12 protein-coding genes are annotated in these 14,712 nt (G+C 41.6%); 6 read left to right on the forward strand and 6 right to left on the reverse strand.

All coding sequences use genetic code 11. From position 1 onward, the window contains the following. Position 1: 1 nt before the first annotated feature. Entirely contained in the window at positions 2-3,487 is a 3,486-nt protein-coding gene (locus tag JWQ34_RS15345) for a glycosyl hydrolase (RefSeq protein ID WP_299358609.1), read from the reverse strand. 167 nt (positions 3,488-3,654) lie between these two features. Between JWQ34_RS15345 and lysS the strand changes: the two genes are divergently transcribed. After that, a complete protein-coding gene (lysS, locus tag JWQ34_RS15350) occupies positions 3,655-5,376 on the forward strand; it encodes a lysine--tRNA ligase (RefSeq protein ID WP_299358611.1) in 1,722 nt (573 codons plus the stop codon). Between the two features lie 193 nt (positions 5,377-5,569). Next, positions 5,570-5,782 (forward strand): hypothetical protein, encoded by a 213-nt coding sequence (locus tag JWQ34_RS15355; protein WP_299358613.1) that lies wholly within the window; start codon positions 5,570-5,572, stop codon positions 5,780-5,782. A gap of 38 nt (positions 5,783-5,820) precedes the next feature. Here the strand turns inward: JWQ34_RS15355 and JWQ34_RS15360 are convergent, their stop codons facing one another. Further along, positions 5,821-6,372 carry a DUF2892 domain-containing protein gene (locus JWQ34_RS15360; protein WP_299358615.1) on the reverse strand — a complete coding sequence of 184 codons (552 nt, stop codon included), beginning with the start codon at positions 6,370-6,372 and terminating at the stop codon, positions 5,821-5,823. Positions 6,373-6,446: 74 nt separating this feature from the next. Here JWQ34_RS15360 and ung point away from each other — a divergent pair, with 74 nt between their 5' ends. After that, positions 6,447-7,130, forward strand: a complete 684-nt coding sequence (gene ung, locus JWQ34_RS15365) for a uracil-DNA glycosylase (RefSeq protein ID WP_299358617.1) — start codon at positions 6,447-6,449, stop codon at positions 7,128-7,130. Between the two features lie 212 nt (positions 7,131-7,342). On the opposite strand, the gene JWQ34_RS15370 is transcribed toward ung, so the two are convergent. Further along, the gene (locus tag JWQ34_RS15370) at positions 7,343-7,813 is read right to left on the reverse strand and encodes an Lrp/AsnC family transcriptional regulator (protein WP_299358619.1); all 471 of its coding nucleotides are present in this window, start codon (positions 7,811-7,813) and stop codon (positions 7,343-7,345) included. 122 nt (positions 7,814-7,935) lie between these two features. Between JWQ34_RS15370 and JWQ34_RS15375 the strand changes: the two genes are divergently transcribed. From JWQ34_RS15375 to smpB, 3 genes are all read left to right on the forward strand, one after another. Beyond that, a complete protein-coding gene (locus JWQ34_RS15375; RefSeq protein ID WP_299358621.1) occupies positions 7,936-8,586 on the forward strand; it encodes a metal-dependent transcriptional regulator in 651 nt (216 codons plus the stop codon). Next, positions 8,583-10,466, forward strand: a complete 1,884-nt coding sequence (locus JWQ34_RS15380) for an Nramp family divalent metal transporter (RefSeq protein ID WP_299358623.1) — start codon at positions 8,583-8,585, stop codon at positions 10,464-10,466. The genes JWQ34_RS15375 and JWQ34_RS15380 overlap by 4 nt, the downstream gene beginning before the upstream one ends. A 101-nt stretch (positions 10,467-10,567) precedes the next feature. Continuing rightward, positions 10,568-11,020 carry an SsrA-binding protein SmpB gene (gene smpB / locus JWQ34_RS15385; protein ID WP_299358625.1) on the forward strand — a complete coding sequence of 151 codons (453 nt, stop codon included), beginning with the start codon at positions 10,568-10,570 and terminating at the stop codon, positions 11,018-11,020. Between the two features lie 68 nt (positions 11,021-11,088). Here smpB and JWQ34_RS15390 read toward each other — a convergent pair whose 3' ends face one another. The 3 genes from JWQ34_RS15390 to JWQ34_RS15400 are packed head-to-tail and all read right to left on the reverse strand — an operon-like array spanning position 11,089 to position 14,669. Next, complete coding sequence (locus JWQ34_RS15390) at positions 11,089-11,745, reverse strand: protein-L-isoaspartate(D-aspartate) O-methyltransferase (RefSeq protein ID WP_299358627.1); 657 nt, start codon at positions 11,743-11,745, stop codon at positions 11,089-11,091. A 44-nt stretch (positions 11,746-11,789) separates the two neighbouring features. After that, on the reverse strand, positions 11,790-14,279 hold the full coding sequence (gene priA, locus JWQ34_RS15395; RefSeq protein ID WP_299358629.1) for a primosomal protein N': 2,490 nt from the start codon (positions 14,277-14,279) through the stop codon (positions 11,790-11,792). 3 nt (positions 14,280-14,282) lie between these two features. Beyond that, complete coding sequence (locus JWQ34_RS15400; protein ID WP_299358631.1) at positions 14,283-14,669, reverse strand: DUF423 domain-containing protein; 387 nt, start codon at positions 14,667-14,669, stop codon at positions 14,283-14,285. Positions 14,670-14,712 lie beyond the last annotated feature (43 nt).

The raw sequence follows: 14,712 nt of genomic DNA on the forward strand, positions 1-14,712 counted from the left end.
GCTACTCAATTAACTTTATATGCTGATAAGACCTTATAATAACCGGCCCCAACAGACCAGACGGCAGCAGTGGCGACTTTTCATCCCAATGACGATAGGTAGAAAAGCTAATACGCTTAGATTCGCGCTTACCCTTATCGTTCACCCAATCAGGCCATGCACCAGGTACAACGCCGTTCCACTTTAAGTCATCAGGTAAATGCGCATCACCTACCAAACGGTTTACCCATAAATTAGTAACGCGTATTTCCAGGTTGTTCTTGCCTGCATGTACAGCATTACCAAGTTCAATCCTAAACGGTATTTTCCAAAGTATCCCCAGGTTTTTTCCATTAATAATAACTTCAGCTATAACACCAACGCTGGTCAAATCCAACTCCAGGGAATTACCTTTCTGTAAAATAGCATTGGTTAATGTAAACTGCTTTTTGTATACAGCCGTGCCCGAAAAGTATTTGATACTTTCATCGGTTAACGTTGGCCACGAAACCAGCTTATCAAAAGTTGTTTTATTTGCCGCACCGGTGTTTTTGGGGAAACTTACCTCCCATGGGCCTGTCAACTCAATGGGCTTATATACTGCTGCTACCCTAGTTGTTTTAATCGTTCCGGATGCTGTTGTATAATTTATCTTTCCGCTATAAGGTGTAACCCAGGCGGGCTTACCATTTTCAAAAACCACTTTCGGTTGCGGGCCGTCCCACTCCAAATGAAGCATACTACCTTCGCTAATGGTAACATGGCGCATATCTCCACCGGTTGCATATTCCAAACGTAACTCTCTCCTAATACCACTAACGGGTGCTGCGTCAAATACCTGATCAGTAATAGCAAATGTCAATGTGTTTTTAGCAACCAGATCATTGATCTTAGCCACCACGTCGTATACTGGGTATTTAGGCAACATGCCTTTCATGTCCGGGGTAAAGCGGCCATATAGCGCTCTTACCAGTTTAAAATCCTGGTTGTTGAATTTGATATCGTCTTGTTTGTTTTCATCGACGGTTAACTCATGCAGCTTTCCGGCTAATTCATATTCTACCCGCAACTCTTTTACCGATCCTCCGGCAGGATCGGTAAATAAACCATTGCTGGCCGACAAATGTACCCCATCACTTGTAACTTTTGATTTGACAATGTCAGTAACATCAATGATTCCCTCCGGAAGGAAAGTACCATATTCGGCTTTAATAATTTTTAGATCAGGCAAGGGCTTTAGCTCTGGGTGATCCAATGTGGTTTTAACGTTGATAATGTGATTGATTACCGGAGACTTAGCTCCTCTAAAAATCACAAATACAGCTCCGCTAGTATTAAATGAGATCGAAATTTCAGTGATGTTGTTGTCAACCTTTTTCCAAACAGCTATATCTTCAGTTTTACCGGTTTCAGGGTTCCATAACTGTGGTTTTTTACCTGCAATTCTGAATTTACATACTTCATCACGTTGCTCTGCTTGTGGATTGCTTATGAAATAAACATCATCATTATCTACCACACGATGAATAAATTTTAAATCAGACCCGGTGGGCCCTCCCGAAAAATCAGGAGCGATAGCCAATTTTTTAAAGGCATTAGCCATAGAAAGGTCTGTGGATATTTTACCGGGCCATAATTCGTTAGCCAACTGGGTGACTTCCTTATCGCAAGCCGGGTAGCCTTGCAGGCTCGGAGATTTTACAGGCTTTGGGCCGATGATTATCGCTCCGCCAGCAATTAAGCTTTTTAGTTTGGCTAATAATTGCGGTGTGGCCCAGTAAGTTTCGGGCAGTACCAATAAACGATAAGCTAAGCCATTACCACCGTATATTTTTCCATTCCTGGCTGTTAATTGTGCTAATTGATCCGGGCCGATCTCGTCATAATCATAACCCAAGGCCTTTATATCTGGCCTGATTATAGCGTCATTTGGCGACGACTCATCCGAAAAAACTAACACGTCGCCCATGCTTTTGCCTTGTTGCAGCAAATACTGAGAACGTGCTATATAATCCATATACACCCTGCTTTGCTGCCACCAGGTGTTATTGCGGTTCATTTCCATTCCATACTGGTGGAAAGTCATACCTGGGCCAATGTTCCAGGGTTGATGAGCGTAAGTGTGAAATATAAAACGGTTTATGCCTTCTGTCCACATCATATCGCCCAGTTGCTTCATGGTAGCGGGATGATTTTTCCACCCCCCTATGCTGGTAAATGATTCTGCACCTACAATCGGGCTGCCTTTTAAATGCGCGATAGAGGCAGCCAACTTGGTCGACTCTGAAGAAGTATTATTTGCTAGCCAGAACTCGCCCATCACAATATCACTGGTAGCGCCTGCTTTCAAACCCTCGAACGGACCGCCATAAGGTTCTGTAGAAAATTTCATCCCGGCTTTATGGCAAAGTTCTCCAAAATAACCGTAATAGTTATTAACCATCAGATCGCCAATGGTTTTACGAAAATCCCATAAAAAACGTTCACTCACTTCACCACTTTCAACATAATAACCGGCAAGTGCAGGCAGATACTGTAGTATATCATAACCGCGGCGTTTTCTAAACTCTCTATCAAATCCGTCCGTCCAATTGTTGCAGCCTACTTCGTAACTATCTATCAGGCAATTATTAAGTGTAGGCCCTACCAGTGGGCCAACTTTATCCAAAATAGGTTTGATGCCGCCGGCCCAATAGGCATCCATGGCTTTACGGCTCATTTTATCAACTTCTAAACCCCGGCCGCCTGTTTCTGAGGGATGATTCTCCGTCCCGTTAGGTGTGTGACCAATGCGTAGGATCGTCCAATCACCGGCAGGGACTGTCCAGTTCAGCGAACCATCTGTTGCCATTTTTGAGGTCAGGTTAATGATCTCGTTTTTATCTACTATAGCTGTGGGGGTAATTATTTTATCGCTGGGATAAATATGCGTAGGCACAAATCCGCCCGAAAGTGATTTATCACTCAGGTTGCTTATCCGTTCAGTGCTTTTAGGCGTCGGAAAAGCTAATACCGCAATATCTTTATAGTAGTTAAATTTAGTTACTGGTTGTGGTAGTTTCTGATTATATACTTCGCCGCTCTTTAGCAGTACCTGGCTGTAAACTACCGTTTGCATAGCATCCTCCGGCTTAACCCAAGGGCCACCGCTTGATGACCAACCCGGGCCATTATGAAACGCGATTTCCAAACCCAATCGCTTAGCCTCGGATATCGCGAATTTGAAAAGCTCCAGCCATTGGGGACTCAGATAAGTCGCCGGCCCATCGGGATAGCCTTGCCCAACATTAAATATTTGCGCTTCTTGTATGCCTACAAATTTCATAGCTTCCAGGTCCGCAGTTATGCCTTCCTTGGTTATATTGCCGTCTATCCAATGCCACCATGTACGGGCTTTAGCAGAGGTTGGTGGGTTTTTAAAGCCGGAAAGCAATGCGTCCTGGGCAAGTGCAATTGTATTTATAAAACATAGCGCTACAAAAGCCACTATAAAAAATATTCGGTTCATTATACAGGTTTGAGATAATTGGTTGGGCAAGATAAATACATTATCCGCGCTAACTATCCGTGTCTGTCCTACTTGATTTCAGCGCTGGTCAAATGTTAAGCTTATCCTAACAGACAACCGCAAAAAAATCCTATTTTTGCACCTTTAATAAAATATCGTTACAAAACATGAGTATTGCACTATCCGAACAGGAAATTATACGCCGCGAATCATTACAACAATTACGTGCCCTGGGCATTAACCCGTATCCTGCCGAGGAATATAAGGTTACCGCTTTCGCACAAGATATCACTGATAACTTTGCAACTTTCCCTAATACTTATAAAAATGTAACTATTGCCGGGCGTATCATGACGCGCCGTATCATGGGCAGCGCATCGTTCGCCGAGATACAGGATAGTACCGGCCGTATGCAGATATACCTGAAACGCGATGATATTTGCCCTGGCGAGGATAAAACCTTATACAATACCGTATTTAAAAAACTGCTGGATATTGGCGATTACGTAGGTATTAAAGGCTACGTGTTTTTAACCCAAACCGGAGAGATCTCTGTACATGTACAAGAGTTGACCATACTATCAAAATCGCTTAAACCGCTACCTGTTGTAAAACGCGATGAAGAAGGCAACATCCATGATGGATTTACTGATCCCGAAATGCGTTACCGCCAGCGCTATGTTGATTTAACGGTTAACCCGGAATTTAAACAGATCTTCATTAAAAGATCAAAAGTAATTAGCGCCATGCGTAACTACTTTAATAACCAGGGATGGATGGAGGTAGAAACACCTATCCTACAGCCTGTACATGGTGGCGCGGCAGCGCGTCCGTTTGGTACGCATCATAATACGTTGGATATGCCTTTATTTTTGCGCATAGCTAACGAGTTATATTTAAAAAGATTAATAGTAGCCGGTTTTGACGGCGTTTATGAGTTTGGTAAAATGTTCCGTAACGAAGGCATGGACCGCACCCATAACCCCGAATTTACCGCTATGGAAATATACGTAGCCTATAAAGATTATATCTGGATGATGGCTATGGTGGAAGAATGTTTGGAAGAAGTGGCCCGTGCCGTACATGGTATTGCCGCTGTACAGGTAGGCGCTAACGAGATCAACTTCGCCGGGCCGTACACCAGGTTAACTATGTATGAGTCGATACTAAAATATACCGGCATTGATGTATCAGCAATGGATGAGGCTGGCTTACGCGAAACCTGTGCTGACTTGAAAATTGAAGTTGATGCAACCATGGGTAAAGGCAAACTGATAGATGAGATATTTAGCGCCAAAGTGGAAGCCAGTCTGATACAGCCAACCTACATTACCGACTACCCGATCGAAATGACACCGCTTGCTAAAAAGCACCGCACCAAAGATGGCCTGGTTGAGCGTTTCGAGCTGTTTGTTAATGGTAAAGAGATAGCTAATGCCTATTCTGAATTAAACGACCCAATTGATCAACGCGAACGTTTAGAAGAACAATTGATACTGGCAGGCCGTGGCGATGATGAAGCTATGGCTATGGATGATGACTTTTTACGCGCCCTTGAGTACGGTATGCCACCGACATCTGGCCTGGGTATTGGTATTGACCGCTTGGTGATGTTATTAACCAACCAAAGCACTATACAGGAAGTATTGTTCTTCCCGCAAATGCGCCCCGAGAAAAAAGCCAAAGTTGTTACTGCCGATGATTTTATAAACATTGGCGTACCTGCCGAGTGGGTGCCAGTTTTAAACAAGATGGGCTTTAATACGGTTGAAGAGCTAAAAGCCGGAAACCCCAACAAGGTGTTTAATGATCTGGGCGGTATGCGTAAAAAATTGAAGCTGGAAATTACTATGCCTGCAAAAGAGGTAGTGATGGCGTGGTTTGAATAAAAATTTGTAGAGACGCAATGCCTTGCCTCTTAGGATAATGCAAAAAGAGACGCAAAGTATTTGCGTCTCTACCTATAAAATAACGTTTTCCACAATCGTTATTAACAATTCTTTAATACAAAGATAAAACTCCGGAAACTTTGGCATCCAATGTGTTGCGTATGTTTACATACAAACACTTATTGAAAAAATTATGGTTAACTCAATCTTAGAAATTACGGAAAGCGAGTACCTGATCAAGCTGAACCGATCGAATTTCAACTTATCATTTATCAGGAGCTTATTAAAGATGGTTGAAGTGGCAAACCCATCCGAGGAAAGTACGGCTACACCAGACAGGAACATCAGCTATAATCAAAGCCACCAGTCTGAGCCAGATTATTTCAGCTCAATAGAAGAAAAATAGCCTCTAAAACGCAATGTTTTAAAGGCTATTTTTCTTGATTAAAACTGTTGGCGATATCCGCCCTTTATTACCTGTTTGTCCATCTGAGCCATTTGCTGTTTCATCATTTTGATCTGATCTGTCAGCAATTTATTCTTATCATCTTTAGCCGCTTCCTGCAAATACATTGTCGCTTCACGCTTATTGCGTTTAGCCATTGCTATGCCCGCCAGGCTTAACTTGGCCAAAGCTGTGTTGTGCGACATGGTCATGCCCAATTGTAAGGCTTTTTTAAAATATTTCTCTGATTTTAAAGGCGCTTTGCGCGATTCTATTAAACCCAGTAACAGGTTATAATAGCCATGTTGGTTTTTATGAAGTTGCTTTTCGTAATTAGCTATTTTTAATAACCACGCATCTGCTTTGTCTGAATTTTCTTTACGCAGAAAATATTGTGCTATGATCATGTTCTCGTTAAAGAAGAACGATAATAGGATGATACCGCCTAACAGCAGTACCAATATCCCCCATCCCCAAAATCCAAATACACAAAGTGCAACCGCGGCACCAAAAAAAACACAGGCTGCAATCAGCCGAATTATATTTGACATAATTTGTTATCCTATAAATTAAAGTGCAAATATCCGTTTATTTGTAGTCTTAATCAACATCTACATCAATATTTATGGCAATTGAATTAGAGTCGTCATGGCTGAAGGTTTTAAGCAGCGAGTTTGAGCAGGATTACATGCAAAAACTTAAACAATTTTTAAAAGAGGAGAAGCAAACCGGCAAAACTATATACCCAAAAAGCAGCGACATATTTAACGCTTTTGCCAAAACTCCGTTTGATAATGTTAAGGTAGTTATAATTGGCCAGGACCCCTACCATGGCCCCGGGCAGGCGCATGGCTTATCATTCTCTGTACAAAAAGGGGTTGCTGTACCACCATCTTTAAAAAACATCTATAAAGAATTATCTACCGATATACCCGGTTTTACCATCCCTCAATCCGGTGATTTAACCGCATGGGCCGAACAAGGCGTACTCTTACTCAACGCCACATTAACCGTACAGGCTGCAAATGCCGGCTCGCATCAAAAAAAGGGATGGGAAAAATTTACCGACACGGTAATCAAGACCATATCCGACAAAAAAGAAGGTGTGGTATTTATTTTATGGGGGGCCTACGCGCAATCAAAAGCAGTGCTAATAGATACCAATAAACATCTGATTATCAAATCAACCCATCCATCGCCCCTAGCAGTAAGCCACGGCGGATTCTTTGGCTCGAAGCCGTTTTCAAGAACAAACGCCTATTTAGAAAAAGAGGGTAAGAAGCCTATTGATTGGAGTATAAAGGAATGAGTGAATTATTAATGAGTGATTGAGGAATGTTACTTGGCGGGGATGCTGTTAAATCCTTCATTAAAACCGTCTATAAAGCCATTTTTCACATCGCGCCAATGAGTTATCATAGAGACCAGTAAACAAACTAATACTATTCTTATAATTATTTTCTTCCTGTTCATTATATCAATTTCAAATCATCACTCATTCAAAACTCACTCATTCACTCATTAATATTCCAGCGGTACTATCGGCTCTTTCTTACTGGTCGACATGATCATCATTGTCTGGAAAGTTTTAACCACGCTAATGCGACTTATCTTTTCCATGATCAGTTGTTCGTATGATTTGATGTCGCGCACATAAACTTTCAAAAGGAAATCGCATTGGCCGGTTACGTGGTGGCACTCGGTCACTTCTTTAATTTGCTGTATCTCGCTAATAAAAGTTTGGATGGTATTTTTCTGATGAAAATCAAGCGATATCTGTATAAATGTTTTGATACCCAGGCCTAGTTTTTCTTCGTCAACCAAGGCATGATAGCTTTTTATATATTCGGCATTTTCCAGTTTGCGCACACGCTCCAGCGTTGGGGCCGGCGATAGGCCGATCTCGGTAGATAGCTGGAGATTGGTAATTCTTCCGTTCTCTTGTAAGGTTTTAAGTATTTGCAGGTCAATCCTGTCTAGTTCTGCAGCCATAACTACTTGTATAATTTGCAACAAAGTACAAAATTATATTTTTCAATATCAAGATATGTAAAATATAATTTTTTAAACATTTATTTTTAGACAAGTCTAAATTTTTTATTAGATTTGCTTAAATGAATACTTTAGCCGAAGAAAATTATTTAAAAGCCATTTATCATTTATCATTAAGTGATGCCAATGTTAGCACCAATCAAATAGCCGCCGCGCTAAATACCAAAGCTGCATCGGTAACGGATATGCTAAAAAAGCTGGCTGATAAAGAACTTATTAACTACGAAAAATACCAGGGGGTTACGCTTACCGCAGTGGGCAAGAAGATCGCTTTGCAGATCATCCGCAAGCACCGCCTTTGGGAATATTTTTTGGTAGAGAAGTTAAATTTTAAATGGGATGAAGTGCATGAAATGGCCGAGGAAATGGAGCATATCTCCTCTGTAGAATTAATAGACCGGCTGGATAAATTTATGGACTACCCCAAGCATGATCCGCATGGCGACCCTATCCCCGACCGGGACGGTAATTTTAAAAAACATGAACTTAAACCAATTGCTTCACTCGCTGTTAATGAGGGCGGAATAATATCCGGGGTACGCGACCACTCGGCAACTTTTTTGCAATACCTGGAAAAGCAGCAACTCACCATCGGCAAAAAAATAACAGTTACAGAAATAATAGATTACGACCACTCCATGATACTACAGGTTGAGCAAACAACTACCCATATAAGCCGTGAAGTAGCCAAAAACTTATTGATAGTGATATGAGTAGGGGATACAAAGAATCATTAGAAAATGTTCACGGATCGGTTACTACTGAAAACAAAACCGGTTGGAAAAAGATATTAGCCTTTGTTGGCCCTGCCTATTTAGTTAGCGTTGGTTATATGGACCCCGGCAACTGGGCCACCGATATTGCCGGCGGCAGCGCTTTTGGTTATAAGTTGATTTGGGTGCTGTTTGCATCAAATCTTATCGCGCTATTGCTACAATCATTAAGCGCACGATTAGGTATTGTGCGTGGACTGGATCTGGCGCAAGCTTCTAAAATCACCTACCCCCGCTTTATTAACTTTTGTCTGTATATACTGGCACAGATAGCCATAATAGCCTGCGACCTGGCCGAGATCATCGGCATGGCTATTGGGTTAAACCTACTGTTTCATTTACCGCTGATTTGGGGCGTATCGCTTACCATTACTGATACTTTGCTAATGCTCTTCCTGATGAATAAAGGCATGCGCAAACTGGAGGCCTTTATAGTATCTATGATATTTATTGTGGGCCTATCTTTCTTAATAGAAATGTTTATTGTTACGCCTGATGTTAAAGAAGTAGCAAAAGGCTTTATCCCCGGCAATTTAACCGGTAGCGCTTTATATATAGCTATTGGTATTATAGGCGCAACGGTAATGCCGCATAACTTATATCTCCATTCTTCATTAGTACAAACCCGGCAAATAACCCGAACAGACGTTGGTATTAAAACCGCTATAAAATTCAACCTGTTTGATACCGTAATAGCGCTTAACCTGGCGTTTTTAGTAAACGCGGCTATATTGATATTGGCGGCCAGCGCATTCTTTAAAAATGGCTATTTCCATATTGCCGAGATACAGGATGCGTATAAATTATTAGAACATATTTTTGGCCGTACCGCACCAGTATTGTTTGCTATAGCGCTCATCGCCGCAGGCCAAAGTTCGACCATAACAGGTACCCTTGCCGGACAGATCATTATGGAGGGCCACATTAACCTCCGGATTGAGCCATGGCTGCGTAGGTTGCTAACACGCGTACTGGCGATTGTTCCGGCTGTGTTCACTATTATTTATTCGGGCGAGGATGGCTTGGGTAACCTTATTATATTAAGCCAGGTGGTATTAAGTTTACAATTGGGTTTTGCGGTTATTCCGCTAATACATTTTACATCTGATAAAAAGAAGATGGGCAATTTCGCCATCAGTTTAAAAGTTAAAATTGCAGCCTGGGCAAGCGCTTTTATTATTGTTGGGTTAAATGCCAAGTTGGTTTACGAGCAGATAAATAGCTGGGCCACCACTTCGCCATCAACCGCTTTTTGGATGTATGTATTGGTGATACCTGTTGTGATAGGCATACTGTTACTTTTACTATATGTATTTTTTAGACCAATGCTATTTAAACATGCTGATGCCCCTATTTTTATCCCGCATGGTATTGCCAGCGCTATTAATAATTTAGACGCGATAGAGTATCATCACATAGGCGTTAGTATTGATTTTTCTGAAAACGACACCAACACTTTGCGCCACGCAATTATGCAGGGTGGCAAAAAAGCTAAATACACATTAATACATGTGGTTGAAACTGCAGGAGCCCAGTACTACGGTGGCGAGGTAATGGACCACGAAACCCAAAGCGATGTCGATAACCTGGAACAATATGTTATCGCCCTAAAAAAACTAGGCTACCATGCCGAGCCACAAATAGGTTACGGCATTGCGGCCAGGGCTATAGTCGACATAATTAACAAAGAAAAAATAGACTTTGTAGTAATGGGATCGCACGGTCACAAAGCATTGAAGGATCTGATATTTGGCACAACCCTTAATAAGGTTAGGCACTTGGTGAATATACCGGTATTGGTGGTTAAACCGCAGCAATAGAGATTAGTGAATTGGTGATTAGTATAAATAACGTTTTCCAACTAATCTCTAATCGCCAATTAACTAATCACTAATTTCTTTAAGTTTGCACCGAAGAAGTTATGACTGAGGATAAAATATACATAAAGAATAAAAAGGCTTATTTTGAATACCATATCCTGGATACCTATACCGCCGGACTAAAGCTATTGGGTACCGAGATCAAATCTATCCGCCAGGGTAAGGCTAATATTAATGATGCGTTTTGCACGTTTATTAGTGACCAACTTTATGTACGTAATCTGCATATTGCCGAATATTCGTTCGGCTCATTTTACAACCACGAAGCCAAACGCGACCGTATTTTATTGCTCAACAAAAAAGAGCTAAAAAAGCTCCAAACCCGCGGCGAAGAAAAAGGATTGACCATAGTACCACTAGCATTATTCATCAGTGAGCGCGGTTTTGCCAAATTGGAAATTGGCCTGGCCCAGGGTAAAAAGACTTTTGATAAGCGCGAAACCTTGAAAGAGCGTGATACCAAGGTGGAGATAGATAGAGCGATGAAAAGGTAGTTGGCAGTTAATAGTTTGCAGTGGGCAAAAACAACTGCAAACCGCTAACTTAAAACTGCAAACTGAAGCTACCAGGCTCTCTCGCCTACCAACGGCACAAACCTAAATGTATCCAACACATGCTTTTCGTAATCGTGCTCGCCAACTTTTAGTATGGTAACCATTTTTTGCGATTGCTCATCTCCTACCGGGATAACCAGTATACCGCCAATATTTAGTTGATTTAACAGTATCTCGGGCACGGTTGGTGCACCTGCTGTTACAATTATCTTATCGTAAGGTGCATGGCTGGCTATGCCTTTAGAGCCGTCACCTAAAAAGAATTTGGCTTTATAGCCCATTTTGGGCAGGATGAGTTTGGTACGCTCATACAGCTTTTCCTGGCGCTCAATAGTGTAAACTTTGGCACCAACTTCAATCAACACGCAGGTTTGATAGCCGGACCCGGTACCTATCTCCAGTACTTTATCATCTTTTTTTATGTGCAGCAATTCGGTTTGATAAGCAACTGTATAGGGTTGTGAAATGGTTTGCCCCTCGCCTATCGGGAAAGCGATATCTTTATAAGCCTGGTTCCAGAAAGTTTCATCGAAAAAAAAGTGGCGGGTAATTTTACCTATGGCTTTAAGTACGTTTTCGTCTTCAATTCCTTTTTTTCGTAGCTCTTCAACCAGTTTTTTTCTTGCGCCCTGCTCCCGGTAATTATCTATGTATTTGTATCCCATTGTTGCCCAAAGTTAATAGGATTTACGGCATTTTATAGCAAGATCTAGTACGGATCTACATCTGGTTGAACCACACTACCTTTACTTAGTTTAGTAGTTTGAAACTGGGTTATCACCTCTCTTACAGTAGCTTTTACTTTATTAATAGATACGCCGTCCTTCTCAAACTTGAGCATAATGGATTGTATATAATAATTACGGATACGGCTAACTAATGGTACTTGTGGCCCTATTACTCGTTCATCGCCAAAGTGTTTACGTAATTGGTTGCCTAAGTAAGTTGCCTGATTATGCAGTATCTCGGGATTTTTATGTTTGATATCTAAATTGATAATGCGATAAAACGGCGGGTAATGAAAAGCTTTGCGCTCTTCCATTTCGGTAAAATACAGATCGCTGTAATTATTCTCTATCACCTGTTTAATAACCCTATGCGATGGGTCATAAGTTTGTATCACCACCTTGCCTTGTTTGCCTCTACGCCCTGCCCTGCCACTTACCTGCGCCAGCATTTGGTAACTGCGCTCGTTGGCGCGATAGTCTGGGTATTTTAATAAGCTATCGGCATTAATGATACCTATTACGGTAACATCGGCAAAATCAAGCCCTTTGGCTACCATTTGGGTGCCCACCAATATATCTATCTTTTTCTCCTCCAGATCATTCAATATATTTTGCAGCGAGTTTTTGGATCGCGTTGTATCCAAATCCATTCGGGTAATACGCGCTTCCGGCAGAATAATACTTAGTTCATCCTCTATCTTCTCTGTACCAAAGCCCCGGTACTCCAAATGTGTCGATCCGCAGGCCGGGCAGATAGGTGGCGTATCTTCCTTATAGCCGCAATAATGGCAATGCAGTTTACCACTATGTTTATGATAGGTAAGGCTTACATCGCAGTTGATACATTTAGGTGTATAGGCGCATATTTTACATAGTAAAACCGGCGCATATCCCCTGCGATTTTGGAATAGTATTACTTGTTCTTTATTAGTAAGCGCCGTTTGTATATCAGCCATCAACACGCTTGTAAAGTGCGATTGTATGGTTTTCTTTTTGGTTTCCTCAGCAATGCTAACTACCTCAATAGTGGGTAGCTCTACACCGCCATAACGCTCGGTTAATTCGGCGAAGCCGTATTTATGTGTTCGCGCATTAAAATAACTCTCAAACGATGGCGTAGCCGACCCCAGCAATACTTTACCCTGGTGCATATTAGCCAGAAATATGGCTGCATCGCGGGCGTTATAGCGCGGTGCCGGGTCAAATTGTTTGTAGGAGGTTTCGTGTTCTTCATCAACTATGATCATCCCCAGATCGGCATACGGCAGGAATACAGATGACCGCGCCCCCAGCACTACCTTATATTCATTGTTCAACACTTTCTGCCAAACCTCTACCCGCTCGTTATCATTAAAACGCGAATGATATACACCTATGCTGGTACCGAAGTATTGGCGTAAACGTTCAATAATATGGGTGGTAAGTGCAATCTCGGGCAGTAAATAAAGCACCTGTTTGCCCTGCGCTATCATTTGCTCTATCAGCCTGATATAGATCTGCGTTTTGCCTGACGATGTTACCCCGTGCAACAGTACCACATCTTTTTGCGCAAACTGATGTTTTATATTCGTTAAAACTTGCTGTTGCTGCTCACTTAGTTCAAAATTTGCATTTAAGTCTTCCTCCTCAAAATAAAGGCGGCTTACATTTTTTTCTTCGGCAATTAATATCTCTTTTTCAATTAATGAAGCAATACTTGAAGCGCCTGCGCCACTCTCCTCAATTAATTCGTTTTTTGATACGGTTTTTTGATGACGTGTCAGCTTAATATAAGCCAATACCGCATCAGCTTGCTTGGGGGCGCGTTTCTCTAGTATGGCAAACAGTTCTTTTAAATTCTCCTGGTCTTGGTATACCGGGCTAAGCGTTAAAAAAGTACGCTTACGGGGCTTGTAACGGTCGTTTACCTCTTCGGAGATATTGATGATGTTTTTCTCGAACAGCCCTTTCAGTAGTGGCATTACTGTTTTTTGGCTCAACAGTTTGGCTATATCGCTTATGGTTAGCTCAGGCTGGATCTCAAGCGCCTCAACAATTAAAAACTCTTTATCGTGTAAGGTGGCTTTATCGTATTCAAATTCCTTATTAAGTTCTATTTTGGTTTCGCTGGCTAATTTTAAGGCTGATGGTAGCGCGGCGTTCATCACTTCGCCATCGTTACACATATAGTACTCGCCCAGCCATTTCCAAAAATGTAATTGACGCTCAGTTACAACGGGACGGTCGTCTAAGATCTCCAGTAAATATTTGGCTTCATATTTTTCGGGTGGATGCTCTGTTATAGCGGCTACAACGGCCGTATAGAGCTTACTTTTACCAAACTGCACAACAACGCGTTTACCAATGGCAATTAAATTATTTAATTCGAAAGGCACCCTGTAGGTGTAATTTTTAGCTATGGCAAGCGGCAAAATTACCTCTACAAAAAGTGTTTTTCTATCAGCGTATGGTGCTTCGGCAAATTCAAGCATATGTTATTTCATCCTGGTTGCAGCCATTGCAAGCGACAGCCATCCCACAATAAAAAGCAAACCACCTACCGGAGTTATTGGGCCCATTATCCAAAGCCAGTCCATGTGCAATAGTTCGCGACAGGCTAATAGATATAATGATCCCGAAAAAAACACAATACCAAACGTAAACATATAGTAGCTAACAGTAACCCACTTAGTTTTATTTTGAGGTAATATTGAAACAAACAACAAAGCAAAAACATGGTAAAAATTATACTCGACAGCAGTATGCCACACTGCTAATTGCGTTGGTTCAATTAATGCTTTTAAGCCGTGTGCACCAAAGGCGCCAGCTATAACAGCCACCATGCCAAATATAGCAGCGGTAATAATTATTGACTTATTCATGGTAAGTTTAAAAGGCTAAGTTAACCAATTGAAAGTATTACTT

Source organism: Mucilaginibacter sp. (assembly GCF_028288185.1).
Taxonomy (GTDB): domain Bacteria; phylum Bacteroidota; class Bacteroidia; order Sphingobacteriales; family Sphingobacteriaceae; genus Mucilaginibacter.